The following is a 25,720-nucleotide window of genomic DNA, read 5'->3' on the forward strand; positions in this document are numbered from 1 at the left end:
GTCGTTGTGCGGATCGCTCCCTCGCTACCGGCTGCTCGGCGTCGTACGGTCTCGCTGTCGGGGGGCCGGTGTGGGGGACGGCCACCGTCCGGTGATCCTTCGGGTTGTGCCACGAGGGCGAAGGGCAGCCGGACGGTGGCCTTGGCTCGACGGCGGCGGTCGAGCGGCCGACTACAGCCGGCAGGCGTGGATGTTGGTGACCAGGATCGCCCGGGCGCCGACCTCGTACAGCTCGTCCATGATCCGGTGTACGTCCTGGCGCAGCACCATCGCCTGCACCGCCACCCAGCCCTCCCGGTGCAGCGGCGAGATGGTCGGGGACTCGATCCCCGGGGTGAGCGCGCTGGCCTTCTCCAGCAGGTCGGCCCGGACGTCGTAGGCGAGCATCACGTACCGGCGGGCGACCAGTACGCCCTGCAGGCGGCGGAACAGTTGGTCCACCTGCCCGTTGGCCGGCGCACCGGTCCGGCGCACCAGTACGGCCGAGGAGCGCAGGATCGGCTCACCGACGATCACCAGTCCGGCCTGGCGCAGCGTCGCGCCGGTGGAGACGACGTCCGCGACCACGTCGGCCACGCCGAGGCGTACGGCGTTCTCGACCGCGCCGTCGAGCCGGATCACCGTGGCGTCGAGCTGGTGCGCGGCCAGGTATCCCTCGACCACCCCGGGATAGGCGGTGGCGATGCGCCGGCCGGCGATCTCGTCGACGGTCGAGACGGTTTCCGGCCGGGCGGCGAACCGGAAGATCGAGCCGCCGAAGTCCAGGTCGAGGATCTCCTCGGCCGGGCTGGCCGAGTCGACCAGCAGGTCCCGGCCGGTGATGCCGACGTCGAGGTCGCCGGAGCCGACGTAGGTGGCGATGTCCTTGGGGCGCAGGTAGAAGAATTCGACGTCGTTGGCATCGTCCCGGCAGATCAGGTCGCGGTCGTCACCGCGCTGGCGGTAGCCCGCCTCGCGCAGCATCTGGGCGGCCGGTCCGGAAAGGGTGCCTTTGTTGGGTATGGCTATGCGCAGCATCGGTAGTGCTCCTCGCGGTCAGGGATCGGAATCGGGCTGACGGACGCGTCCGGTGCGGTCGACCGGAAGGGACGCGGCGGGGCACTACAGATGTCGGTAGACGTCCTTGAGTTCCAGACCGGTGGCGAGCATCAGCACCTGCGCCTGGTAGAGCAACTGGGAGATCTCCTCGGCGGCCCGTTCCGGGCCCTCGTGCTCGGCGGCCATCCACGCCTCGGCCGCCTCCTCGACGACCTTCTTGCCGATCGCGTGCACGCCGCGTTCCAGCGCGGCCACCGTCGCCGAGCCGGGGGTGCCGGCCGCGGCCTTGGCCTGTAGCTCGGCGAACAGCTCCTCGAACGTCTTCACGGAATCCGATTCTCGCAGCCGACCGGCACCGGCCCGGCCGCCGGGTCGGCCGGCGGCCCACCAGGTGGACCGCCGGCCGGTTCAGCGCACCATCACGGTGTGGTCGTCGAGGAACTGCTCGGTCCCGTCCGCCAGCGAGATCGCGTACGCGGTCAGCGTGTACCGGCCCGGCGGCAGCGTGACGGCGACCTTCGCCTCGCCCTGGGCCGGCCCGGCGATGGAGAGCGTGACGAACTGCTCGCGTACGGTACGGGTACCGCGCTGGATCCGGAGCTGGGCGGTCGCCTCGGGCAGGATCCCGGCGATGTGCACCTGGAAGCTCCGGTTAACCGTGTCGGCGTGCTGCGGCGAGATCAACCAGACCGGGGCGAGCACCTCCGTCGCCGGGGCCCGGCGCAGCACCCCGGAGGTGTCGACCCGGCCCCAGAGCCGGTCGACCGGTGCCCCGTCCAGCCGCAGCCGCAGCCCGGAGATCCCGGGTACGGCGGTGACGGTCCAGACCAGTTGCTGCACGGCCAGCCGCGCGGTCACCTCGTCGACGTCGTTGTCGGCCGCCCCGGCGAGGTCGACGGTGGCGACGCCGTCGGCGACGGTCACCTCCCGCAGGTCGGTCCCGACCGGCCACGGGTTGCGGTAGTCCGGGTCCATCCCGACCGGCCCGTCCAGCAGGTTCCGCAGCGCGGCGGTGACCCGGTCCCTTGCCGAGCCGTCGTGCAGCCACAGCCGGTGGAACTCCCGGTAGAGCCGGGGTCGGCCCGGGTCGCCGCCGAGGTAGTAGACCGGCAGCCCGGCCGTCGTCGCGGTGGGGCCGGCTGCCGGCGTACCCGGTCCGGTGCCGACCGACGGGGCGGCCGCGCCGTCCGGCGGGGTCGGCCCGGGCCGCACCTCGTCGGGTGTCGCACTCGCCGACCGCTGCGCGCCGACCGCCCCGGGCGGCGGCTCGACCCGGTCGGACGGGGTCGGCACGACCGTACTCGCCAGCCCGACCACCACCGCCGCCACGCTCAGCGTGGCGACCGTCACGGCACCGGCCGCCAGCGGTGACCAGCCGCCCCAGCGGCCCCCGGCGAACCGGGGCGGTGACCATGCCGGCCGGCGCCACCGGCGCCACGCGCCGCCCCGGTCGCCGGCCGCGGTCCGCCGCTGGATCTCGGGCAACGCGCCCGGTCCCGGCTCGATCCGGTCGGCCTCGTCCGCGAGTACCCGGCGCAGCATCTCCTCGTTCACCGCTCCGCCCCCATCCTCTGCTTCAGCGCGGCCAGCCCCCGGAAGGTGTGGCTCTTCACCGCACCCCGGCTGACCCCCATCAGGTCGGCGGTCTCGGCCTCGGAGAGGTCGAGGTAGTAGCGCAGCACCAGCGCCTCCCGCTGCCGCGTCGGCAGGGTACGCAGCGCCGCCATCACCGCGTCGTGCTGGAGCAGGTCGAGGGCGCCGCTCTCCGCGCTCGGCGCGTCGGCCACCGGCCCGGCTCCGGCCAGGTAGGCGGTCACCACCCGGCGGTGCCGCAGCGCCGACCGGCACCGGTTCAGCACGCTGGTCCGCAGGTAGCCGAGGGCGCGGTCGGCGTCGCGCAGCCGGGACCAGTGCCCGTGCAGCGCGACGTAACCGTCCTGGACGATCTCCTCGGCCGCACCCTGGTCGTGCAGGAGCAGCGTGGCGAGGCGTACCAGCGGACGGTAGTGCGCGGCGAAGAGGCTGCTGATGGCCTCGTCCGCCGACCACTGTGGTGGTCCCGGTCGTGTCATGGTCCTCCCGCCGGGCGGGTCGGAGACCAGTTGGGTCGTCACGGCTGCATGACGCGCGACCCCCCGTTCCGGTTTACCCGTCGCGGTGGTCCGACACCACTCGACAGGCCGGTGACAGGCCGATATACCCACTTGATCGATGAGATTGTCTATGGATCTTCGTCGACGTGTGCCTATGCTGTCGGCCATGGCTCGCCGATCTCTGCCGGTCGCGCTCACGACCGCCACTCTTGTTCTCGCGGCCCTCGTCGGCTGCGCGCCCCAGAACCAACCCGCACCCAATCCGGCGCAGGCCGCCTGCACCAAGGCCGAGCTGAAGACGCGTACCCCGGGCAAGTTGACCGTCGCGACCGACGATCCGGCGTACGAGCCCTGGTTCGCCGACAACCTGCCGGGAAACGGCAAGGGCTTCGAGTCGGCGGTCGCCTACGAGGTCGCGAAGCAGCTCGGCTTCGCCCGGATCGACGTGCAGTGGGTACGGGTCAAGTTCGACACCGCCATCGCGCCGGGGCCGAAGGAGTTCGACTTCGACATCAACCAGTTCTCGATCACCGACGAGCGCAAGCAGGCGGTCGACTTCACCTCGCCGTACTACCTGGTCCGGCAGGCGGTCGTCGCCGGGAAGGGCTCCAGGATCACCGGGAAGACCCGGCTGGCCGACCTCCAGGGGGCCAAGCTCGGCGCGCAGGTGGGCAGCACCAGCTACCAGGCGATCACCGACGTGATCAAGCCGACGGTCAAGCCGCAGGTCTACAACACCAACGACGACGCGAAGAAGGCGCTACAGAACGGCCAGCTCGACGGCATCGTGGTGGACCTGCCCACCGCCTTCTACATCACCTCGGCCGAGGTCAAGGACGCCACCATCGTCGGGCAGTTGCCGCAGGTCGGGCTCCCGGAGGCCTTCGGCCTGCTGCTCGACAAGGACTCGCCGCTGACCGGCTGCGTGAGCGGCGCGGTCGACGCGCTGCGCGCCAACGGCACGCTCGGCAACCTGGAGCGGACCTGGCTCTCCGAGGTGGCCGGCGTAGCCGACATCACGTGACGCTGACCGACCACCACCCGTCACCGATCGCCCGCCAGCGGACCGCCTACCGGAAACGGCAGACGGTCCGCTCGGTGCTGGTCGCCGCCGCCTCGACCGGAGTACTCGGCACCCTGCTGGTCGTCGCGGTGACCGGGTCCCCCGGCTGGGAGCGGGTACGCGAGTCCTTCCTCGACCAACGCATCGGCCGGGCCGCCCTGCCGGAGATCCTCACCGGACTCTGGCTCAACGTCCGGCTGCTCTTCTTCTGCGCGCTCGGTGCGCTCGCCCTCGGCCTGCTGGTCGCGGTACTGCGTACCCTGCGCGGGCCGGTCTTCTTCCCGGTCCGGGCGCTGGCCGCCGGCTACACCTACACGTTCCGCGGGCTGCCGCTGATCATCGTGATCTACGTGCTCACCCTCGGCGTTCCGGGGCTGCGCTTGCAGGGGATGCCGCCGGTACTGGTGCTCGGCGGGATCGCCCTGGTGCTGACCTACGGCGGCTACCTCGCCGAGGTGTTCCGGGCCGGCATCGAGTCGATCCATCCGAGCCAACTCGCCGCCGCCCGGTCGCTCGGGCTCACCTACCGGCAGACGATGCGGCACGTGGTGCTGCCGCAGGCGGTCCGCCGGGTCGCCCCGCCGCTGCTCAACGACGTGGTCGCGCTGCAGAAAGACGTCGGGCTGGTCTCGCTGGCCGGCCCGATCGACGCGGTACGGGCCGCACAGATCGCCACCGCCGAGAGTTTCAACTTCACCCCGTACATTGTCGCGGGGGTGCTCTTCGTGCTGCTCGCCGTACCACTGATCGCGGTCACCGACTGGGTGACCCTGCGCGCCGCCCGCCGGCAGGCCGCCCGATGAGCACACCCGTGTTGAGCTGCCGAGGGCTGCGCAAGGTCTTCGGCGGACACGTCGTACTCGACGGCCTCGACCTGGAGGTGGCCGAGCACGAGGTGGTGGCGTTGATCGGCGCCTCCGGCTCCGGCAAGTCGACGCTGCTGCGCTGCGTGAACCTGCTGGAGGAGATCGAGGACGGCACGATCCACCTGGACGGCGAACACGTCACCGACCCGCGCGTCGACCCCGACCTGGTACGCCGACGGATCGGAATCGTCTTCCAGGCGTACAACCTCTTCCCGCACCTGCGGGTGCTGGACAACATCACGCTGGCGCCGGTCCGGGTGCACCGGCGCAACCGCGCCGAGGCCGAGGCGCAGGCCCGGGAGCTGCTCGCCCGGGTCGGGCTGGCCGGAAAGGCGGCCGACTATCCGGACCGGCTCTCCGGCGGCCAGCAGCAGCGGGTGGCGATCGTCCGGGCGCTGGTCAACTCGCCCCGGCTCCTGCTGCTCGACGAGGTGACCTCGGCGCTGGACCCGGAACTCGTCGGCGAGGTGCTCACGATGATCCGGGACCTGAAGGCGGACGGCATGACCATGGTACTGGCCACCCACGAGATGAGCTTCGCCCGCGAGGTCGCCGACCGGGTCTGCTTCCTCGACGGCGGACGGGTGATCGAGGAAGGGCCGCCGGAGCAGGTGCTCGGCGAGCCGACCCAGCCCCGTACCCGGCAGTTCCTCCGCCGGATCATCGAGGCGGGCCGGCTCCAGGTCGGCTGACCACAGACCACAGACCACAGACCACGGTCGACGGCCGACGCCTGAGGTCCTCGGTCCGGGAGCTGTCGAGCTGCCCCACTTGTGCACCCGCCCCCACCACAACCACGGCCACACCACCCCACCAGCAGACTGTCGAGCTGCCCCACTCGGCCACCCGCCCCACCACAACCACCGCCGCACCACCCCATCAGCAGACTGTCGAGCTGCCCCGTCTGCGCGCCCACGCGGCAGGCCGCCGCCGCTGGGACAGGCCGCCGCCGCTGGGACAGGCCGCCGGTGGAGCACGCCGCCGCCATAACCCAGAAGCGACCGACGGCGGTGCCCCGTCTGTGCACCCAGCTCGACAGTCTCGTGATCGGGGTACTGTCCCCTGGCTTGCACGCCGCTGTCCGACGCGGGCCACGCCGCGCCACCGCCCCGGCCAGCGGGCGGGCGCTGGGCTACGGGCGGGCGCGTTGGGCTACGGGCGGGCGGCGATCTCCCGGATCGCCACAGCAGCCTCCAGCGCCGCCGTGGTGGCCGCCCAGCCCTTGTCCTCGGCCGAGCCGGGCAGCCCGGCCCGGTCCCGGGCCTGCTCCAGGTCGTTCACCGTCAGCACGCCGTGCGCCACCGGCTTGCCGCTGTCCAGCGCGACCCGGGTCAGCCCCTCGGTCACCGACTGGCAGACGTAGTCGAAGTGCGCGGTGGCGCCCCGGATCACCACGCCGAGCGCGACCACGGCGTCGTAGCGCCGGGCCAGCGCCTGGGCCACCACCGGCAGCTCGACCGAACCGGCCACCCGGACCACGACCACGTCGTCCACCCCGCAGGCCTTCGCCGCGGTCACCGCCCGGTCGACCATGTGGTCGGTGAGTTCACCGTGCCAACGCGCGGCCACCACCCCAACGGTCAGCCCGGACGCCTCCACCGTCGACAGTCCCGGCTCTCCGAACCCCGCCATCGTCACGCCAACCTTTCCGTCATCTTCGCGAGTTCCGTCAGCTCCCCGGCGTCGGCCGGAGCCTCCAACTCGTCCAGCAGGTGCCCCATCCGGTCCCGCTTGGTACGCAGGTAGCGAACGTTCTCCGGGGTGGCCCGGACCGGCATCGCCTCCCGGCCCACCACGGTCAGCCCGTACCCCTCCAGTCCGGCCCGCTTGGCCGGGTTGTTCGTCAGCAGTCGCATCGAGCGGACCCCGAGGTCGTAGAGGATCTGCGCGCCGGTGCCGTAGTCCCGGGCGTCGGCGGGCAGTCCGAGGTCCAGGTTGGCGTCGACGGTGTCCCGGCCGAGGTCCTGCAACTGGTACGCCTGGAGCTTGTGCAGCAGCCCGATCCCGCGCCCCTCGTGGCCGCGCATGTAGAGCACGACGCCCCGCCCCTCGGCGGCGACCCGGGCCAGTGCGGCGTCGAGCTGTGGGCCGCAGTCGCAGCGCAGCGAGCCGAAGACGTCCCCGGTGAGGCACTCCGAGTGCACCCGTACCAGCACGTCCTGGCCGTCGCCGAGGTCGCCGTAGACCAGTGCGATGTGCTCCGCGCCGTCCTGCCGGGCCCGGTAGCCGACCGCCCGGAACGGCCCGTACGGCAACGGGAGCCGGGTCTCGACCACCTGCTCGACGTCCGTCTCGGTACGCCGCCGGTAGGCGATCAGGTCCGCGATGGTGATCAGCGTGAGGCCGTGCTCGGCGGCGAACTTCTCCAGGTCGGGCAGGCGCATCATGGTGCCGTCGTCGTTGACCAGCTCGCAGAGCACCCCGGCGGGGCGTCCTCCGGCGAGCCGGGCGAGGTCGACGGCCGCCTCGGTGTGCCCGGGGCGGCGCAGTACCCCGCCGGTCTTGGCCCGTAGCGGCACCACGTGCCCCGGCCGGCTCAGGTCGGTGGCGTCGGTGGACGGGTCGGCGAGCAGCCGGATGGTGTGCGCCCGGTCGGCGGCGGAGATGCCGGTGCTGACCCCCTCCCGCGCGTCGACCGTCACCGTGTACGCCGTGCCTCGCTTGTCCTGGTTGGTGTGGTACATCGGCGGCAGTTCGAGGCGGTCGCAGTCCTCCTCGGTCAGCGGCGCGCAGATGTAGCCGGAGGTGTAGCGGACCATGAACGCGACCAGTTCCGGGGTGGCCCGGTCGGCGGCGAAGATCAGATCGCCCTCGTTCTCCCGGTCCTCGTCGTCGACCACGACGACCGGCCGGCCGGCCGCGATCTGGGCCAGCGCCGCCTCGATGGTGCCGAATTCGGTGCTCGTGCCGGCCTCTCCGCTGCGCTCCGGGCCGTCATGGGGCTCATCCGCACTGAACTGGCTGATTCGCTCGCTACGCTCGCTCATGCCACGGCCTCCAGTCCGTCCACCGGCAGTCGCCCGCCGGTCGTCAGCAGTCGTTCGACGTACTTGGCGAGGACGTCAACCTCGAGGTTGACCGGCTCGCCGACACCCTTGCGGCCCAGCGTGGTGGCGGCCAGTGTGGTCGGGATCAGCCCGACCGAGAAGGTCTGCGGGGTCAGCGCGGCGACGGTCAGCGAGACACCGTCGACGGTGATCGAGCCCTTCTCCACCACGTACCGGGCGAGGTCGGCGGGGAGGGCGAAGGTGACCGTCTCCCACTGCTCGGCCGGCTCCCGCCCGACGATCTCGGCGACCCCGTCGACGTGCCCCTGCACCAGGTGCCCGCCGAGCCGGCTGCCGAGGGTGGCGGCCCGCTCCAGGTTGACCGGGTCACCCGGGCGCAGCGCCCCCAGCGCGGTACGCCGGAACGTCTCCCCCATCACGTCCGCGGTGAAGGTGTCGCCGTCGAGGGTCACCACGGTCAGACAGACCCCGTTGACGGAGATCGAGTCGCCGTGCCGGGCGTCCGAGGTGACCACCGGGCCGCGGATCGCGACCAGCGCAGAGTCGCCGCCGGTGTCGTCCCGCCGGACCAGTTCGCCCAACTCCTCCACGATGCCGGTGAACATGCTCAGCCCTCCGTCTTCCGGGGAAACGCGGTGACCCGCAGATCGGGGCCGACCGGTGTGACATCGGTGAACTCCAGGTCGATGACCTCGGAGATGGAACGCGCGCCCGCGTCACCGAGCGCGGCCGGGCCGGCGCCGAGCAGCTTCGGCGCCAGGTAGCCGACCACCTTGTCGACCAGGCCGGCGGCGAGGAACGCGCCGGCCAGGGTCGGGCCGCCCTCCAGCAGCGCCGCCCGGACGCCGCGCCGGTAGAGCTCCGCGAGCAGCCGGGGCAGGTCGACGTGGCCGTCCGGCCCGGCGCCGACCTCCTTGGCGGTCGCCACCCAGGTCGGTGCGGCGCCGTCCCGGACCCGGGCGTCCGACGGGGTACGACCGGCGCTGTCCACCACCACCCGCAGCGGCTGCCGGATCGCGAGGGTGCCGTCGCGCAGGTTCCGGGCGGTCAGTCTCGGGTCGTCGGCGAGCACGGTGCCGACCCCGGCGATCACTGCGTCGACGGTGCCGCGCAGCGCGTGCACGTCGATCCGGGCCGCCTCGGACGTGATCCACATGCTGGTGCCGTCCGCCGCCGCGATCCGGCCGTCCAGGGTCGCCGCGTACTTCCAGATCAGGTACGGCCTCCTCCGGCGTACCGCGGTCAGCCAGGCCAGGTTGCCGGCCTCCGCCTCGGCGGCGCGTACCCCGACCTCGACCTCGACCCCGGCCGCCCGCAGCCGCTCGATCCCGCCCGTGGCGATCGGGTTCGGATCGGGCACCCCGACCACCACCCGGCGGACCCCGGCCGAGATCAGCGCCCCGCTGCACGGCCCGGTACGCCCGGTGTGGTCGCAGGGTTCCAGGGTCACCACGGCGGTACCGCCCCGGGCCCGCTCGCCGGCCTGGGCCAGCGCGACGATCTCGGCGTGCGGACCACCGGCGTACGCGTGGAAGCCCTCGCCGACGATCTCGCCGTTCGGATCGAGCAGCACGCAGCCGACCAGGGGATTGGGACTCGTCGTGCCAAGGCCGCGGGCCGCCAGCGCGATCGCCCGGCGCATCGCCTCGTCGGCGGAGACGCCCCCCATGCCGTTCCCTCTCCCTCGCCCGTCGTCGTAGCGCGCGGGCGGGAGCGGGAGGGGCACCGGCCGGTGGCCGGGCGTGCGGCGGCGGAGCATGGGGGCGACGGCAGGCGCCGACCCCGGCGGACCACGGGTCGGCGCACACGCACCGGCCAGCGGACCCATCCGTCCCGCGCGCTGTCTCCCATCCGGACTGTCTGGGCGCGGAAACTGCCCGCCCCCAACCGTCGGCCCTGGGTTCTCACCAGGTCCACCGGGCGGCCGAGGCCGACCGGGTCGCGGGCTTACCGGGCTTGCGCCCGGATCACCGCCGGTTCGGAATTACACCGAGTCCCGCCAGCGCGTGGTGGGTACGGATCGAGTGTGACACGGAACCGGGGCCGTCGGACCGGTGAGGCGACCCACCTCACAACAACGTGACCGCCGTCACTTCGCCCCGCGGCGCCGCTCCCCCGCGTCGGCGGCCGGTGCCCCCGGGGTACGCCGCCGGTCCATCGCCACGTACGAGCCGGGCTGGCTCTTGGCCACCGTCTTCATCTCGGAGGCGGCGGCGATCACCTCCAGCGGGTCGGTGAACCGGCGCTCCGGCACCGACAGCGACACCCCGATGGAGAGGGTGACCAGGTGGGCCCGCTGGATGTTGCCGCGCCGGTCCTTCAGCTCGACGTAACCGCGCTTGGCGTCCTCCGGGTCGTAGAGCTCGTCGGCGGTCTTCTCGAAGTCGACCACGGCCCGCTCGGTCAGCGGCCGGACCTGCTCGGGAGCGCAGACGATCACGAAGTCGTCGCCGCCGATGTGCCCGAGGAAGGCCGGCGGCAGCCCGACCGAGACCACCGCCCGGTGCAGGCTGCGGGCCAGCGCGCTGATGAACTCGTCGCCGCGGACGAAGCCGTACCGGTCGTTGACGCTCTTGAACCGGTCGATGTCGATGTAGCCGACCGCGTAGTCGACGCCGCTGCGTACCCGGTCGCCGATCTCCCGGCGGACCCGGGTGTTGCCGGGCAGCCCGGTCAGCGGGGAGACCTCGCGGAACTCCTTGTTGCGGCGCAGCGTGGAACTGATCCGGGCGATCAACTCGGCGGTGTCGAAGGGCTTGACCAGGTAGTCGTCGGCACCGGCGGTGAGCCCGTGCACCTTGTCCACGGTCAGGCCCTTGGCGGTGAGCATGATCACCGGCAGTGCCGAGGTCATCGGGTTGGCCCGTAGCCGCCGGGTCAGCTCCAGCCCGTCGATCCGGGGCATCCGCAGGTCGACCACGGCCAGGTCGGGCCGGCGCCGCTCGATCACCTCGAGCGCCTCCTGACCGTCGCCGGCCTGCACCACGTCGAAGCCGTGCAGCTTGAGGTTGAACGAGACGAACCGGACGATGTCCTCGTCGTCGTCGACCACCAGGATCAGGTCGGGCCGCTCCTCGGCGACCCCGTCGACGCTCACGGGGCGGCGACGGCGCGCTCGGCGAGCCGCCGTAGCTGGGTCACCGCCGCGGCCGGGTCGGCCGCGCCGTAGACGGCGGTGCCGGCGACGAAGGCGTCCGCGCCGGCCGCCGCCGCCTGCTCGATGGTGTCGGCCGCGATGCCGCCGTCCACCTCGATCCGCAGTTCGAGGTGGCCCGCGTCGGCGTGCCGGCGGGCGGTCCGGACCTTGTCGAGCAGTTCGGGGATGAACCGCTGCCCCCCGAAACCCGCCTTGATAGTCATGATCAGCAATGTATCGAAGCTGGGCAGCAGGTCAAGGTACGGTTCGATCGGAGTGTCCCGGTCGATCGCCAGCCCGGCCTTCGCCCCCGCCGAGCGGAGGTCCTTGGCCAGCGAGACCGGGTTGTCACAGGCCTCGGCGTGGAACGTCACGTTGTACGCCCCGGCGTCGGCGTAGCTCGGCGCCCAGCGCCGCGGATCGTCGATCATCAGGTGTACGTCGAACGGCAGCGCGGTCGCGGCCAGCAGGCTCTGCACCACCGGCAGCCCGATGGTCAGGTTCGGCACGAAGTGGTTGTCCATCACATCGACGTGCAGCCAGTCCGCCGTGGACTCCACCGCCTGCACCTCGTCGGCGAGCCGGGCGAAGTCTGCGGCGAGGATGCTGGGCGCGACGATCGGCGCTGGTACGGTCACCGCGCCAGTGTACGAATGCCGGGCACACCCCGCGCCCGTCACCCTCGGATCGTGGCGGCACCGGAGAAGAACCGGTCCGGGGTGATCGGCAGGTCGCGTACGCGTACCCCGGTGGCGTGGTGCACGGCGTTGGCGATCGCCGCGGCGGTACCGACGATGCCCAGCTCGCCGATGCCCTTCGAGCCCATCGGATTGACGTACGGGTCCTCCTCGACCAGCGTGTGCACCTCCACGCAGCCGACGTCGGCGTTGGTCGCGATGTGGTACTCGGCGAGGTCGTGGTTGACCACGTGACCGAAGCGCGGATCGACCACGCACTGCTCGTGCAGCGCCATCGACAGTCCCATCGTCATCCCGCCGAGCAGTTGGGAGCGGCCCGTCTTCGGGTTGATGATCCGGCCGGCGGCGAAGACGCCGAGCATCCGGGGCACCCGTACCTCGCCGGTCGCCTCGTGCACCCGGGCCTCGACGAACTGCGCGCCGAAGGCGTACATCGAGAAGCGTTCCCGGTCCGGGTTCTCCGGCATGTCGGCGCTGGCCTCGATGCCGTGCGGCGGTGGGTCGGCGTGCTCGGCCGCCACCCGGGCCCGGAGCCGGCGGGCGGCCTCGACCACCGTGCTGCCCCACGACGTCATCCCGGACGAGCCACCGGCGGACATCGCCGCCGGCAGGTCCGTGTCGCCGATCCGCAGCACGACCCGGTCGACCGGTACGGCCAGCGCGTCGGCCGCGATCTGGGTCAGCGAGGTCCAGGTGCCGGTGCCGAGGTCGGCGGCGCCGATCGAGACGAGGTACCGGCCGTCCGGCTCCATCCGGATCGTCGCCGAGGAGCCGGGGAGCTGGTAGACCGGGTACATCGAGGAGGCCACCCCGGTGCCGACCAGCCAGCCACCGGCGGCCCGCCGGACCCCGGGAGTCGGGTCCCGGCCGGCCCAGCCGAACCGGCGGGCGCCCTCGCGCAGGCAGGCCACCAGGTTGCGGCTGGAGAACGGCCGGTCCAGCTCGGGATCGCGCGGCGGTTCGTTGGCGATCCGGAACTCGACCGGATCCTGCCCGCAGGCGATCGCCATCTCGTCCATCGCCGACTCCAGCGCGTACATCCCGGGGGTCTTGCCCGGGGCGCGCATGATCGTCGGTACCGGCACGTCGAGCCGGACCATCCGGTGCGTGGTACTGCGGTGCGGCGCCGCGTACATCACCCGGGTCGGTGTGGCGGTCTGCTCGGCGAACTCCTTGTGCCGCGCGGTCTGCTGCACCACCTCGTGGCCGATCGCGACCAGCCGGCCGTCCGGCCCGGCACCGAGCCGGATCCGCTGTACCGACGGGGTGCGGTAGCCGACCTGGGAGAACATCTGCTGCCGGGTGAGTGCGAGCTTCACCGGACGGCCGGGTACGGCGAACGCGGCCAGCACCGCGAGCACCACGTCCGGATGGGTGTGCAGCTTGCCGCCGAACGCGCCGCCGACGTGTGGCGAGATCACCCGGATCCGCTCCAGGTCGAGTCCGAAGAGCGTCGCCAGCGACTTGCGCAGCCCGTGCACCCCCTGGCTGCCGACGTGCAGGGTGAGCCGGTCGTCGACCCACTGGGCGATGGTGGAGTGCGGCTCCAACTGGGCGTGCTGATACCAGGCCGTGGTGTAGGTGGCGTCCAGGCGTACCGCCGCCTCGGCCAGCGCCGTTTCCGGGTCGCCGAGCACGCTGTCGGTGGCGAACCCGCCGTTGAGCACCTCCGGGGCGTACCGGTCCGGATGGTCGCCCCGCAGCGCGACGTCGTGCGGGCCGGCCTGGTAGTCCACCCGGACCAGGCCGGCGGCCCGGCGGGCGGCCTCGGAGGTCTCCGCCACCACCCCGGCGACGAACTGCCCCCGGTACGCCACCTCGGGCGTTTGCAGGATCAGCACCTCGGGGTCGTCGAACGAGGCGACCCGGGCCGCGTTCTCGTGCGTCAGCACGGCCAGCACGCCCGGCTCGGCCAGCGCCGGCTCGGTCTGCACGGCGGCGACCCGGCCGACCGCGACGGTGGCCTGCACCGGAAACAGATAGGCCGGCCGGTCGACGGGGTGCTCGAAGGCGTACCGGGCGGTCCCGGTGACCTTCGCCGGCCCGTCGAACCTGTCCAGCGGAGTGCCGATGGCCCGGACCGGCAGTGTCTTCCCGTCCACACCTGCAATGTATGTGCGGAAGTGTCCCCACCCACCCGCTTCGGTGGAAGTCGGGCCGGATGCCGACCGGCACCACCCGCGCCGGTGCCGCTCAGCCCCGGCGCAGCACCGCCAGGAACATCGCGTCGGTGCCGTGCCGGTGCGGCCAGAGCTGCACCGTCGGGCCGTCGCCGAGGCCGGGCATCCCGGCCGGCAGCAGCGGGCGGGCGTCGACGAAGTCGACCGGTACCCCGGAGCGCCGGGCCGCCTCGGTGACCGAGACGTGCGTCTCCACCACGTGCGGCGAGCAGGTCACGTACGCCACCACCCCGCCCGGCCGGACCGCCCGGAGCGCGGCGCCGAGTAGCTCCCGCTGCAACCGGGTCAGCGCCGGCAGGTCGGAGGGCTGGCGGCGCCAGCGGGACTCGGGACGCCGCCGCAGCGAGCCGAGACCGGTGCAGGGCGCGTCGACGAGTACCCGGTCGAAGGAGTCCTCCGGCAGGTCCGGGTCCCGCCCGACGGTGCGCCCGTCGACGTTGAGCACGGTCACCGGCAGCCCGCGTACGGCCTGGGAGACCAGCCGGGCCCGGTGCTCGGCCACCTCGACGGCGGTCAGCGAGGCGCCCCGCTGGGCGGCGATGGCGCCGAGCAGGCCGGACTTGCCACCCGGCCCGGCACAGAGGTCGAGCCACCGTTCGTCGGTGCCCTCGACCTCGGCGGCGGTGAGCGCGGCGGCGACCAGTTGGGAGCCCTCGTCCTGGACGTGCGCCCGGCCGTCGGCGAGCACCGCCAGCTCGCCCGGGGCACCCCCGGCCAGGTAGACGGCGTACGGCGAGAAGGCGCCCGGCGCGCCGCCCACCTCGTCGGCGACCTCGACCGCGTCCGCCCGGCCCGGACGGGCGCAGAGGTGCACCGGCGGCCGCTGGTTGTCCTCGATCAGCAGCCGGGTGGTCTCCCCCAGGTCTCCGCCGAGCGCCTCGGAGAAGGCCCGCACGATCCACTCGGGATGGCTGTAGGTGAGGGCCAGGTGCCCGATCGGGTCGCTCTCGGCCGACGGGGCGAGCTCGGCCAGCCAGGTGTCGAGGTCCTTGCCGGCGATCTCCCGCAGCACGGCGTTGGCGAACCCGGACGCCCCCGGGGCGACGGAACGGACCAGGTCGACCGTGGAGGAGACGGCGGCGTGCGCCGGGACCCGGGTGTAGAGGATCTGGTAGGCGCCGAGCCGCAGCGCGTCCCGGGGTTGCGGGTCGATCCGCGCGACGTCCCGGCCGGCGGCGGCGGTGAGGATCGCGTCCAGGGTGCCCCGGACCCGCAGCGTGCCGTAGGTCAGCTCGGTGGCGAAGGCCGCGTCCCGGCCGTGCAGCCGCCGGTCGCGCAGGATCCCCGGCAGGACAAGGTTCGCGTACGCGTCGTCCCGGTGCACCGCCTCGATCGCCTCGTACGCCGCCTGCCGGGGCAGGTCGACCGCCGCCCGGGGCGGGCGCCCGTCCCGGTCCCGCTGGCCGGCTCCCCGGCTGCCCCGGTCGGCGCCACCCTGCCCGGTACGCCCCCGTGGGGCGTCCCGCCGCCGATCGTCACGCCGAGGGTCGTCGCGCCGCTGGTCGTCGCGCCGCCGGTCGGTGCCGCCCTGTGCACGGTCGTCGCGGCTCCGGTCGGCTCCAGCCCGTGCGGTGCCGCCGACCTGTCCGGTACCTTCGCTCACCCGAAGTGCTCCCCACCGGCGACCCGTACGCCCCGGGCCCAGTCCGGCGCCGGCATGGCGCGCTTGCCCGCCGCGCGTACCTCGCCCAACTCCACCGGCGTGCTGGCGGTGCCGGCCAGCACCCGGCCGCGCTCGACCAGCAACTCGCCGGGCTTGAGCTCGGGTGCGTTGCCGACCGGCCGCACCGGGCCGAGCTTGACCCGGTCGCCCCGGAACCGGGTCCAGGCGCCGGGGGCCGGGGTGGCGGCGCGGATCCGCCGGTCCACCGCGAAGGACGGCTCCGACCAGCGCACCTCACCGTCGGCGACGGTCAGCTTCGGCGCCAGCGAGACCCCGTCGGCGGGTTGCGGCACCGCGTGCGCGGTCCCCTGCCCGATCGCGTCCAGCACGGCGACCAGCAGGCCACTGCCGCTGGCGGCGAGGCGTTCCAGCAGGTCACCGGCGGTGTCGGAGGGCCGGATCTCCTCGGTCACGGTGCCGAAGACCGGCCCGGTGTCCAGCCCGGCCTCCAGTTGGAAGACGCTGGCGCCGGTGACCTGGTCGCCGTGCAGCACCGCGTGTTGCACCGGCGCGGCACCGCGCCAGGCGGGCAGCAGCGAGAAGTGCAGGTTGACCCAGCCGTACGCCGGGATCTCCAGCGCCTCCGGTGGCACCAGCGCGCCGTAGGCGACCACCGGTACGCAGTCGGGGGCGAGTTGCCGCAGCCGGTCGAGGAACTCCGGCTCCCGGGGCCTGGCCGGGGTCAGCACCTCGATGCCACGCTCGTCGGCCCAGGCACCCACGGGTGACCGGGCAAGTCCCCTGCCGCGACCGGCCGGGGCGTCCGGCCGGGTCACCACGGCCAGCAGTTCGTGCCCGGAGGCGGCGATGGCGTCCAGGCTGGGCAGGGCGACGGCCGGCGTACCGGCGAAGATCAGGCGCACCGGCCGGGTCACCGACCCAGGCCGAACGGGCTGGCGGGACGGTCCGAGCCGCCCAGACCCAGCTTGGCGGCCAGGCCCTGGCGCCGGTTGGCCGGCGGGTCGTGCGGGCTGACCTTGATCACCGGCGGGGCGTCCTGGTCGTACCAGTCCGCCTGCCGGATCGCCTTCATCGCCTCCTTGCGCCCCTCGGCGTCGAGGCGGTCGAGGAAGAGCACCCCGTCGAGGTGGTCGGTCTCGTGCTGCACGCAGCGGGCCATCAGGCCGGTGCCGACGATCTGCATCGGGTCGCCGTACTCGTTGAAGCCCTTGGCGATCACGTTGAGCCGGCGCTTGGTGTCGAAGTAGAGCCCGGGAATGGAGAGGCAGCCCTCGGGGCCGTCCTGCTCGTCGGAGTCGGGGAACTCCAGTACCGGGTTGACCAGGTGTCCGAGCACGTCGTCGACGTCGAAGGCGAACACCCGCAGGCCCACGCCGAGCTGCGGCGCGGCGAGGCCGGCGCCGTTCTGCTCCCGCATCGTGTCGGTCAGGTCGGCGACCAGTTTGCGCAGCTCGGCGTCGAAGTCGACGACCGGTTCGGCCGGGGTGCGCAGCACCGGGTCCCCGAAGAGACGGATGGGCTGGACGGTCACGCGGGACGGCTCCTTCACGGATGGGATCGGTGGTGCCGTACCCAGTCTACGGGCGGGCGAGGGGGACGACCGGTGCGCCGGGACCGGCGGGTGCGAGGGGCCGGGTGCGGTGCGAGCCGGCCGTGACGCCGGTCACGGCGGGAGGGCGGAGCGCGGAGTGGGACGCGGCGGTGCCGAGGGGCGGGCGACGGGTCAGGGTTGGGTGCCCGGCTCGCCGGCCAGTACGGCGTCGGTGCGCTCCAGGATGTGCTCGGGGAGCGGGAGCTGCGTGCCGTGCGCGGCGTCCCAGTCGTAGATCACGCTCAGCCCGACCTCGGCCCGGAAGTACTCGATCGCGCTGAGCCCACCGACCACCTGCTCGTCGCACTCGGCGACGAGTTGCCCCGGCACCAGCTTGAAGCCGTTGCGCAGCGCCGCGCTGAGCCGGCGGTGCCCGTCGACCACGAAGAACTTCTCGCCGGTGTAGCCGATCCGCAGCGGCTCCAGCGCCTCCTCGCCGGCCTGCCCGACCTGGGCGACGAAGTCCGACTCCCAGAGGCCGCGCAGTCCCTGGACCTCCTGGGTGGGGTAGATCCGGGCCGGGTCGAGCAGCAGCAGCGGCGGGGAGTCCCGAAGGATCTCCTGGCCGAAGGAGCCCTCGTAGGCGGCGATGACGTGCTCGACCACCTCGACCGCCGACGCCTTGGTGGTGTCGCAGATGAGGTCGTAGTTGCGCAGCTTCGCCTTGTCGACGCCGTACCGGACCAGGAAGCGGTTCCGCTCGCTCTCGCTGCGTTCGTGCAGCTTGGCGCGGGCCTCCTCGATCGAGGTGTAGCTCTCCGCCGGCCCGGAGGGCCGGGCGAGCACCCGGCGTGCCGCCTCGGTCGGCTCGGTGATCATATGGATCTTGAGCGCGTTCTTGAAGAAGTGCCAGGCGAGCCGGCTGTCGACGATCAACTGCTCGCCGGAGTCGGCGATGTCCTGCTGGAGCTGGTCGACGTAGCCGTCGACCGCCTGGTCCAGCTCGGCGTGCAGGTTGAGCTGGAGCGCGGTCATCTTGCGCTGCTGGGCCATCTCCCGATAGAGGTCGCCGACGCTGACCCGGCGCAGCCCGAGCCGTTTGGCCAGCTCGATGGAGACGGTGCTCTTACCGCTGCCAAGGTCACCGTTCAGGACGATCGACTGCCGACCGGTCACGACCTACCCACCCCTGATCCCAGGTTGCTCAAGATCAATAGTTTGAACGCCGAACCGGCGCGGTCACTCTCCGTCACGCTTCTCGCGTGGAGCATGAGGGGCGATGGTATCACCCGGATCTCCGATCACAGGTCGGACTCTGAGTGCGTCCGCTCCCGATACCCACTGCGGAGGGTAGTCGAAACAACCCTCCGTGTCGGGTTCTCGGTCAGTACCCGGTCAGCTCGGTACCCGTCAGAAGATGTCCTGCGGGTCGACCTGGACCCGGACCGGCTGGCCGGCCTTACGGGCCGTGCGGAGCGCCGCCGCCTCGTGCAGGGCGGCGGCCAGCGCGGCGGCCTGGGACCGGGGCACCCGGATCAGCATCCGCTCCTGCCCCTCCGGTGCCGGCACCGGGCCGAGCACCTCGGCGGCCGGCGGCAGCCGGGCCTCGTCGAGCAGCTCGGCCACCGCCGTCGCCACCCCGGTCAGGCTGGCCATCCGGGCCGCCGGCGGAAAGCCCAGCTCCCGCCGCTCGGCCAGCTCCCGGCCGGCGAACCAACCGGGATCCCAGCGCAGCAGCGCCTGCACCGGCGCCAGCGACCCGTCCGCGACCACCACCACCCGGCCGCCGGCCGCACCGGGCCGGGCCAGCGCCGCCGCCGCCAGCCAGCGACGCAGCGCCTCCTCCCCGGCCCGCAGGTCCGCCCGGGTCAGCAGCGCCCAGGAGTCCAGCAGCAGCACCGCGCCGTAGCCGCCGTCGGCCACCGGCTCGGCGCCGGGCGTCGCGATCACCAGGCCCGCGTCGCCGGGTACCGAACGCAGCACCTCCTCCCGCCCCGAGGTCCGCACCGGCACGCCCGGAAACGCCCGGCCCAGCTCCTCGGCGGTACGCCGGGCACCCACCACCGCCGCCCGGAGCCGGTGCCCGCCGCACTGCGGGCAGGAGTATCCGGCGGTCACCCGGGCGCACCACCGGCAGGCCGGAGTCGCGCTGGCCGAGCGCAGGGCGAGCGGGCCGGAGCAGTGCGGGCACCGGGCCGGCGCCCGACACTGCGCGCAGGCCACCGCCGGCAGATAGCCGCGCCGGGGCACCTGGACGAGTACCGGCGCGTCGGCCTTCAACGCCGCCCGGGCCGCGTCCCAGGCCAGGCTCGGCAGCCGGGCCGAGGCCGCGGCGGGATCCCGGGCCAACTGCGGGTCGTCGCCGGTCGGGGTGATCCTCGGGGTACGCGCCCGCAGCGTCGCCCGGTCGGCCACGATCTCCCGCGCCCACCCCGTCTCGACGAGCAGCCGCGACTCGGCGGTGCGGGCGTACCCGCCGACCAGCACCGCGGCGTCACCGAGCCGCGCCCGGGTGAGCAGTACCTCCCGGGCGTGCGGGTACGGCGCCCGGGGCTCGGCGTGCAGGTCGTCGCCGTCGTCCCAGATCGCCACCAGCCCGAGGTCGGCGACCGGGGCGAACATCGCCGCCCGGGTACCGATCACCACCGGTACCCGGCCCCGGCAGGCGGCGAGGAAGGCCCGGTACCGCCGTGCCGGCCCGAGTGCCGCCGAGAGCGCCACGTGCCGCCCGGCGCCGAGCAGCCCGGTCAGCGCGGCGTCGAGTCGTTCGAGGTCACGGGCGTCGGCCACCACCGCCACCACGCCCCGGCCGCCGCGTACGGTCGCCGCCGCCGCCTCCGCGAACCGGGTCGCCCAGTCCTCGCCGGGCAGCGCCGACCAGACCGCCCGGGGTGCCCGGCCGTCGGCCAGGGCCCGCAGGAACCCGAGTCCGGCCGGATAGCTCCGCCAGCCCGCCTCGACAGGTCCGTCGGCACCGACCAGCCCCTCGGGAGCCTCCGAAACCGCTCCGGCCAGCCCCTCGGGAGCCTCCGAAACCGCTCCGGCCAGCCCCTCGGGAGCCTCCGAAACCGCTCCGGCCAGCGCCTCGGGACCGTCCGGAACGGGTCCGGTCGGTGTCGCCGCGGCCGCTGCGGGTTCCGGTCCGGTCTCGTCCGCCGCCGGTACCGGCTCCGCCGCCGGGTGGGTGCCGGTCGGCGGGGGCGGCGTGGTGGGCGGGGCGGTCTCGCGCTCGACCCGGGCGTGCCGGGGCGGGACGGCCAGCCGCAGCACGTCGGCGAGGTTGCCGGCGTACCGGTCGGCGACCGCCCGGGCCAGCCGGGCGATCTCCGGGGTCAGCACCGGCTCGGGCGAGACGACCCGCTCCAGGTAGCTCAGCCGGCCCTCGTGGGCGGAGAGTTCGGCCCGGTCCAGCAACCAGCCGTCGACGAGCTGACCGGCGAACCGCACCCGCACCCGGGTGCCCGGCCGGGCCTGGTCGGCGAGGTCGGCCGGGACCAGATAGTCGAAGGGCCGGTCCAGGTGCGCCAGTGGCACGTCCACGCAGACGCGAGCGACCGGCAGCCCAGGCGCGGGCTGCCGGTCGCTGCGCTTGCTGGTGGTCAGGCTCCCGCGGCCGACTTGAGGTCGGCGGCGCGGTCCGTGTTCTCCCAGGTCAGGTCGGGCAGCTCACGGCCGAAGTGGCCGTACGCGGCGGTCTGCCGGTAGATCGGGCGGAGCAGGTGCAGGTCCCGGATGATGGCCGCCGGACGCAGGTCGAAGACCTCGCCGACCGCCCGCTCGATCCGGTCCACCGGTACGTTCTCGGTGCCGAAGGTCTCGATGAAGAGGCTCACCGGGTGCGCCTTGCCGATCGCGTACGCGACCTGGACCTCGCAGCGCTCGGCCAGCCCGGCGGCCACCACGTTCTTCGCCACCCAACGGGTCGCGTACGCGGCCGAGCGGTCGACCTTGGACGGGTCCTTGCCGGAGAACGCCCCACCGCCGTGCCGGGCGTACCCGCCGTAGGTGTCGACGATGATCTTGCGTCCGGTCAGCCCGGCGTCGCCCATCGGCCCGCCGATCTCGAACCGGCCGGTCGGGTTGACCAGCAGCCGGTACCCGTCGATGTCGAGGCCCAGCTCCTCCAGCTCCGGCGCGATGACGTGCTCGCGGATGTCCGGGGTGAGCAGCGACTCCAGCGAGATGTCGGCGGCGTGCTGGCTGGAGACGACGACCGTGTCGAGCCGGACCGGGCGCAGCCCGTCGTATTCGATCGTGACCTGGGTCTTGCCGTCCGGCCGCAGGTACGGGATGGTCCCGTCCTTGCGGGTGGCGGAGAGCCGCCGGGCCAGCCGGTGTGCCAGGGCGATCGGCAGCGGCATCAGCTCGGGCGTCTCCGAGCAGGCGAAGCCGAACATCATGCCCTGGTCGCCGGCGCCCTGGGCGTCCAGCGCGCTCTCCGACGAGCCGGAGCGCAGCTCGATGGCGCTGTCCACACCCTGGGCGATGTCCGGCGACTGCGATCCGATCGACACGCTGACGCCGCAGGAGGCGCCGTCGAAGCCCTTCTTCGACGAGTCGTAGCCGATGCCGAGGATCGTCTCGCGGACGATTGCCGGAATGTCGGCGTACGCCTTCGTGGTCACCTCGCCCGCGACGTGCACCTGGCCGGTCGTGATGAGAGTTTCGACCGCGACCCGGCTACGCGGATCCTGGTCCAGCAGCGCGTCGAGGATGCCGTCGCTGATCTGGTCAGCGATCTTGTCGGGGTGGCCTTCCGTGACCGACTCCGAGGTGAACAAGCGACGTACCACGGTGCTCCTAAAGATATCGAATTCAGTTGACGCGGCAGTGTAGTCACGGCCGCCTGGTCCCCTGACCTTGCCCGGTAAGCGTGCTACCCGGTCATGACAGGCCGGTTAAGCGCGTTACTACCAGATCCCAGACGCCGTCGGCGAGATCTTCCTTGGATTGCTCGGGAAACGCTGTCGCCGAACCGTCAGCGCCGAGCACGACGGCGGTGTTGCGGTCGGCACCGAAGACCAAGTCCGGGCCGACCTCGTTCACCACGATCAGGTCGGCGCGCTTGCGGACCAGCTTGGCCCGGGCGTTCGCCTCGGCGTCGCTGGTCTCGGCGGCGAAGGCGACCAGCACCTGCTCCGGCCGGCGGCGCTGGCCCAGCTCGGCGGCGATGTCGGGGTTGGCCACCAGTTCGACGGTGAGGTTGTCGCCCCGGTCCGACTTCTTGATCTTGTTGGGTGCGTACGTCGCCGGCCGGAAGTCCGCCGGTGCCGCCGCCATCACCACGGCGTCGGCCGTCTCGGCCGCCTCCAGGGTGGCCTTGCGCAGCTCCTCGGTGGTGGAGACCCGGACCACGTCCGCGCCGGCCGGGTCCGGCAGCGCCACGTTCGCGGCGACCACCGTCACCTGGGCGCCCCGGGCCACCGCCGTGCGGGCGAAGGCGTAGCCCTGCTTGCCCGACGACCGGTTGCCGAGGAACCGCACCGGGTCCAGCGGCTCGCGGGTGCCACCGGCGGTCACCACCACCCGGCGGCCGGCCAGGTCCCGGGGCTCGGCGACGCCGCGGGCGAGCACCCGGCGGGACACCGCGAAGATCTCGGCCGGGTCGGGCAGCCGGCCCTTGCCGGTGTCGACGCCGGTCAGCCGGCCGCTCGCCGGCTCGATCACCAGGACGCCCCGCTGACGCAGCGTCGCGACGTTCTGCACGGTGGCCGGATGCTCCCACATCTCGGTGTGCATCGCCGGGGCGAGCACCACCGGGCAACGGGCGGTCAGCAGGGTGTTGGTGAGCAGGTCGTCGGCGAGACCGTGCGCGGCCTTGGCCAGCAGGTCGGCCGTTGCCGGGGCGACGACCACCAGGTCGGCGGCCTGGCCGAGGCGGACGTGCGGCACCTCGTGCACGTCGGCCCAGACGTCGTCGGCGACCGGCTGGCCACTCAGCGCCGCCCAGGTCGGCGCGCCGACGAAGCGCAGCGCGGAGGCGGTGGGCACGACCCGGACCCGGTGCCCCGACTCGGTGAAGAGCCGGAGCAGCTCACAGGCCTTGTAGGCGGCGATGCCACCGCCCACCCCGAGAACGACAGCGGTCATCGCCGACGCCCGGACGACCCTACGGCTGGTCGGTCGGCTCGGCGGTGAGCAGACCGGCGTTGATCTCCCGCATCGCGATCGAGAGCGGCTTCTCCTGCGGAGTGGTCTCCACCAGCGGGCCGACGTACTCCAGCAGGCCCTCGCCGAGCTGGCTGTAGTAGGCGTTCACCTGGCGGGCGCGCTTGGCGGCGAAGATCACCAGAGCGTACTTCGAGGTGGTCTTCTCAAGCAGCTCGTCGATCGGCGGGTTGGTGATGCCTTCGGGACTGGCGATGGATCCCACGGGGATAAACCTCGGTGTCTTCTCGACCGCCGGGCGCGGCGGTCAGGTCGGAGTTGGCTCAGGTCGCTGCCCGCCTCGAATCCGCGTCGACCGCGTCGGCAGCACTCCGGTCGGTTTCCCCGGGTCGGCGTTGCCTCAGGTCGGCGTCAGAAAGGACGAACCGAGCAAGCTTACCAGTTCGTCCGCAGCACGCCCGAGCACGTCGTTCACGACCGTGGCGTCGAATTCGCGACCGGCGGCGTGCGCGTCCGACCGGGTCGGAGCCAGGTAGACCAGCCGGGCCTGCGGCATCGCCGCCCGCACCTGGTACGCGCCGCGCAGGTCGATCGGGAGCAGCACCGGTTGGCCGGCCGACAGCCGGGCCCGTACCGGCTCGCGGGGCGTGCCGTACCGGTGGAGGCCGATTTCCGACCACTCCAGCAACTCTCCGCCGTCGAGCAGCCGGGCGAATTCGGTCCGGTCCAGGAAGCGGTAGTGCACCCCGTCGATCTCGTACCGCCGACGGGGGCGGGTGGTCACCGGGACCGGGAGCCACAACCGGGGCGACCGGGACCGGACAAGTTCCGTCACGCTGTCCTTGCCGGCCCCGGAGGGACCGGCAAGGACCGTGAGACGAGCCGCTGGGCGGACATCGTCATGCGTACCCACTGCTTGTTTCTACACGGCGGGTGGAACTAGTTCGCCGAGAATTCTCCAAGCAGTGCCTTGCGCTGCTGCTCACCGAGGCCACGGAGGCGACGGCTGTCGGCGATCTTGAGCTTCTCCATGATCTGGGTGGCCCGGATCTTGCCGATTCCCGGCATGGCCTGAAGTACGGCCGATACCTTCAGCTTGCCGACGACGTCGTCCGACTCCGCACGGTCGAGGACGGCGGCGAGGTTGGTCTTGCCCTGCTTGAGCTCTTCCTTGAGCTTCGCCCGGGCCTTGCGGATCTCCGCGGCCTTCTCCAGCGCGGCTGCGCGCTGTTCGGGGCTCAGTTGGGGGAGCGGCACCAGTTCTCCTCAGGTCCCTATCGCGACGGGCGGGACGCGCCGTCGCATCTGTGAAACGTGGTGTGCCTGGCAACCAAAGGGGTATGTGGTTCCCAGCGCCGGGAAAACTAGCGGCCAACGGAGGTTTCGGCAACGTGGGCACGCCATGATCATGTCAGCGTAACCGTGAGATCACTGACCGCCGCCGGTCAGCGCGGCCCGGCAATCGGCCAGCGCCCGCTCCGCGGCGGCCCGCAACGCGGCCGGCTCGGGGCCCGCCCCGAGCACCTCCCGGGAGTACGACGGAAGCACCTTCGACAGCTCGCCGCCGAAGACCGTACGCAGGTCGTCGGCGCGTCCGCCCTGCGCGCCGAGGCCCGGGGCGAGCAGCGGTCCGCCCACTCCGGAGAGGTCGTGTCCGGTCTCGCCGATGGTGGCGCCGACGACGAGCCCGAAGCTGCCCAGCGGTTCCGCACCCGCGTTGAGCTGCGAAATCTCTTCAATGATCGTTTGCGCGACGGTTCGTCCGTCCGCGCCGACGGCGCGCTGGACGCTGGCGCCCTCCGGGTTGGAGGTGAGCGCCAGCACGAAGACGCCGCCGCCGTGCTTGCGCGCCGTGTCGAACATCGGGGCGAGCGAGCCGACCCCCAGGAAGGGGCTCGCGGTGATCGCGTCGACATACATCGGGCTGGATGGATCCAGGTACGCGTCGGCGTACGCGGCGACCGTGGAGCCGATGTCGCCGCGCTTGACGTCAAGCAGAACGAGCGCTCCGGCGCCCCGCAACTGTCGGATAATTGACTCAAGTACGCCGACCCCGCGCGACCCGAACCGCTCGAAAAATGCCGACTGCGGCTTGACCACCGCGACCCGGTCGCCGAGCGCCTCGACCACCGTCTCGCCGAACCGGGCCAGCCCGTCGACGTCGTCGCTCAGCCCCCACCGGCTCAGCAGCGCGGGATGGGGATCGATGCCGACGCAGAGCGGCCCGCGCTCCGCCATCGCCCGGTGCAGCCGACTGCCGAAGGTCTCCATTCGCCTCTCCTCTCCGCCGACGACATGACCATCCGTCAGGTCGCCGCGACTAACCGTCATGTCCTCGACCGGCCGCCTCCGCCCCGCCGACATACCGCGTCGAC

The 25,720-nt window shown here is 73.0% G+C and carries 25 protein-coding genes; 3 read left to right on the forward strand and 22 right to left on the reverse strand.

The window, feature by feature from the left end; all coding sequences use genetic code 11:
* Positions 1–171: 171 nt before the first annotated feature.
* The 4 genes from hisG to C6W10_RS31940 form a co-directional block, all read right to left on the reverse strand.
* On the reverse strand, positions 172–1,017 hold the full coding sequence (gene hisG, locus C6W10_RS31925; RefSeq protein ID WP_107262791.1) for an ATP phosphoribosyltransferase: 846 nt from the start codon (positions 1,015–1,017) through the stop codon (positions 172–174).
* An 84-nt stretch (positions 1,018–1,101) separates the two neighbouring features.
* Positions 1,102–1,383 (reverse strand): phosphoribosyl-ATP diphosphatase, encoded by a 282-nt coding sequence (locus tag C6W10_RS31930; RefSeq protein WP_234359648.1) that lies wholly within the window; start codon positions 1,381–1,383, stop codon positions 1,102–1,104.
* A 63-nt stretch (positions 1,384–1,446) separates the two neighbouring features.
* Positions 1,447–2,592, reverse strand: a complete 1,146-nt coding sequence (locus C6W10_RS31935; RefSeq protein WP_107262792.1) for a GerMN domain-containing protein — start codon at positions 2,590–2,592, stop codon at positions 1,447–1,449.
* Positions 2,589–3,110, reverse strand: coding sequence for a SigE family RNA polymerase sigma factor (locus C6W10_RS31940; RefSeq protein WP_107264441.1), 522 nt, complete (start codon positions 3,108–3,110; stop codon positions 2,589–2,591). Before C6W10_RS31940 ends, C6W10_RS31935 begins: the two co-directional genes overlap by 4 nt.
* A gap of 187 nt (positions 3,111–3,297) precedes the next feature.
* Between C6W10_RS31940 and C6W10_RS31945 the strand changes: the two genes are divergently transcribed.
* From C6W10_RS31945 to C6W10_RS31955, 3 genes are read left to right on the forward strand one after another with little or no spacing between them, the layout of a single operon-like run.
* Positions 3,298–4,155 carry an ABC transporter substrate-binding protein gene (locus C6W10_RS31945; protein ID WP_107264443.1) on the forward strand — a complete coding sequence of 286 codons (858 nt, stop codon included), beginning with the start codon at positions 3,298–3,300 and terminating at the stop codon, positions 4,153–4,155.
* 2 nt (positions 4,156–4,157) lie between these two features.
* Positions 4,158–4,997: an amino acid ABC transporter permease gene (locus C6W10_RS31950; RefSeq protein WP_107264442.1), complete on the forward strand. Its 840-nt coding sequence runs from the start codon at positions 4,158–4,160 to the stop codon at positions 4,995–4,997.
* Positions 4,994–5,752: an amino acid ABC transporter ATP-binding protein gene (locus C6W10_RS31955; RefSeq protein WP_107262793.1), complete on the forward strand. Its 759-nt coding sequence runs from the start codon at positions 4,994–4,996 to the stop codon at positions 5,750–5,752. The genes C6W10_RS31950 and C6W10_RS31955 overlap by 4 nt, the downstream gene beginning before the upstream one ends.
* Positions 5,753–6,212: 460 nt before the next feature.
* Here C6W10_RS31955 and ribH read toward each other — a convergent pair whose 3' ends face one another.
* The 18 genes from ribH to pyrF form a co-directional block, all read right to left on the reverse strand.
* Positions 6,213–6,692, reverse strand: coding sequence for a 6,7-dimethyl-8-ribityllumazine synthase (gene ribH, locus C6W10_RS31960; protein ID WP_107262794.1), 480 nt, complete (start codon positions 6,690–6,692; stop codon positions 6,213–6,215).
* Positions 6,693–6,694: 2 nt separating this feature from the next.
* Positions 6,695–8,047, reverse strand: coding sequence for a bifunctional 3,4-dihydroxy-2-butanone-4-phosphate synthase/GTP cyclohydrolase II (locus C6W10_RS31965; protein WP_107262795.1), 1,353 nt, complete (start codon positions 8,045–8,047; stop codon positions 6,695–6,697).
* Positions 8,044–8,673, reverse strand: coding sequence for a riboflavin synthase (locus C6W10_RS31970; protein ID WP_107262796.1), 630 nt, complete (start codon positions 8,671–8,673; stop codon positions 8,044–8,046). The genes C6W10_RS31965 and C6W10_RS31970 overlap by 4 nt, the downstream gene beginning before the upstream one ends.
* Before the next feature lie 2 nt (positions 8,674–8,675).
* Positions 8,676–9,737: a bifunctional diaminohydroxyphosphoribosylaminopyrimidine deaminase/5-amino-6-(5-phosphoribosylamino)uracil reductase RibD gene (gene ribD, locus C6W10_RS31975; protein WP_107262797.1), complete on the reverse strand. Its 1,062-nt coding sequence runs from the start codon at positions 9,735–9,737 to the stop codon at positions 8,676–8,678.
* Positions 9,738–10,157: 420 nt separating this feature from the next.
* Positions 10,158–11,165 carry a response regulator gene (locus tag C6W10_RS31980; protein WP_107262798.1) on the reverse strand — a complete coding sequence of 336 codons (1,008 nt, stop codon included), beginning with the start codon at positions 11,163–11,165 and terminating at the stop codon, positions 10,158–10,160.
* On the reverse strand, positions 11,162–11,842 hold the full coding sequence (gene rpe, locus C6W10_RS31985) for a ribulose-phosphate 3-epimerase (protein WP_107262799.1): 681 nt from the start codon (positions 11,840–11,842) through the stop codon (positions 11,162–11,164). Before rpe ends, C6W10_RS31980 begins: the two co-directional genes overlap by 4 nt.
* A gap of 38 nt (positions 11,843–11,880) precedes the next feature.
* Positions 11,881–14,004 (reverse strand): xanthine dehydrogenase family protein molybdopterin-binding subunit, encoded by a 2,124-nt coding sequence (locus tag C6W10_RS31990; RefSeq protein WP_199853778.1) that lies wholly within the window; start codon positions 14,002–14,004, stop codon positions 11,881–11,883.
* Between the two features lie 91 nt (positions 14,005–14,095).
* Positions 14,096–15,685 (reverse strand): RsmB/NOP family class I SAM-dependent RNA methyltransferase, encoded by a 1,590-nt coding sequence (locus tag C6W10_RS31995; protein ID WP_234361498.1) that lies wholly within the window; start codon positions 15,683–15,685, stop codon positions 14,096–14,098.
* A complete protein-coding gene (fmt, locus tag C6W10_RS32000) occupies positions 15,682–16,608 on the reverse strand; it encodes a methionyl-tRNA formyltransferase (protein WP_107264446.1) in 927 nt (308 codons plus the stop codon). The genes C6W10_RS31995 and fmt overlap by 4 nt, the downstream gene beginning before the upstream one ends.
* A gap of 8 nt (positions 16,609–16,616) precedes the next feature.
* On the reverse strand, positions 16,617–17,237 hold the full coding sequence (gene def / locus C6W10_RS32005) for a peptide deformylase (RefSeq protein WP_107264447.1): 621 nt from the start codon (positions 17,235–17,237) through the stop codon (positions 16,617–16,619).
* 192 nt (positions 17,238–17,429) lie between these two features.
* The gene (locus C6W10_RS32010) at positions 17,430–18,413 is read right to left on the reverse strand and encodes an AAA family ATPase (protein ID WP_107262800.1); all 984 of its coding nucleotides are present in this window, start codon (positions 18,411–18,413) and stop codon (positions 17,430–17,432) included.
* 234 nt (positions 18,414–18,647) lie between these two features.
* The gene (locus tag C6W10_RS32015) at positions 18,648–20,777 is read right to left on the reverse strand and encodes a primosomal protein N' (RefSeq protein WP_107262801.1); all 2,130 of its coding nucleotides are present in this window, start codon (positions 20,775–20,777) and stop codon (positions 18,648–18,650) included.
* Positions 20,778–20,836: 59 nt separating this feature from the next.
* Positions 20,837–22,030 (reverse strand): methionine adenosyltransferase, encoded by a 1,194-nt coding sequence (gene metK / locus C6W10_RS32020; protein WP_107262802.1) that lies wholly within the window; start codon positions 22,028–22,030, stop codon positions 20,837–20,839.
* A 91-nt stretch (positions 22,031–22,121) separates the two neighbouring features.
* The gene (gene coaBC / locus C6W10_RS32025) at positions 22,122–23,327 is read right to left on the reverse strand and encodes a bifunctional phosphopantothenoylcysteine decarboxylase/phosphopantothenate--cysteine ligase CoaBC (protein WP_107262803.1); all 1,206 of its coding nucleotides are present in this window, start codon (positions 23,325–23,327) and stop codon (positions 22,122–22,124) included.
* A 19-nt stretch (positions 23,328–23,346) separates the two neighbouring features.
* Positions 23,347–23,610: a DNA-directed RNA polymerase subunit omega gene (gene rpoZ, locus C6W10_RS32030; protein WP_101366725.1), complete on the reverse strand. Its 264-nt coding sequence runs from the start codon at positions 23,608–23,610 to the stop codon at positions 23,347–23,349.
* A 135-nt stretch (positions 23,611–23,745) separates the two neighbouring features.
* Positions 23,746–24,258, reverse strand: coding sequence for a guanylate kinase (locus C6W10_RS32035; RefSeq protein ID WP_107262804.1), 513 nt, complete (start codon positions 24,256–24,258; stop codon positions 23,746–23,748).
* 26 nt (positions 24,259–24,284) lie between these two features.
* Positions 24,285–24,602: an integration host factor, actinobacterial type gene (gene mihF / locus C6W10_RS32040; protein WP_101366727.1), complete on the reverse strand. Its 318-nt coding sequence runs from the start codon at positions 24,600–24,602 to the stop codon at positions 24,285–24,287.
* 171 nt (positions 24,603–24,773) lie between these two features.
* Positions 24,774–25,616 (reverse strand): orotidine-5'-phosphate decarboxylase, encoded by an 843-nt coding sequence (gene pyrF, locus C6W10_RS32045; protein ID WP_107262805.1) that lies wholly within the window; start codon positions 25,614–25,616, stop codon positions 24,774–24,776.
* Positions 25,617–25,720 lie beyond the last annotated feature (104 nt).

Origin of the sequence: Plantactinospora sp. BB1, assembly GCF_003030385.1 — a bacterium.
Taxonomy (GTDB): Bacteria; Actinomycetota; Actinomycetes; order Mycobacteriales; family Micromonosporaceae; genus Plantactinospora.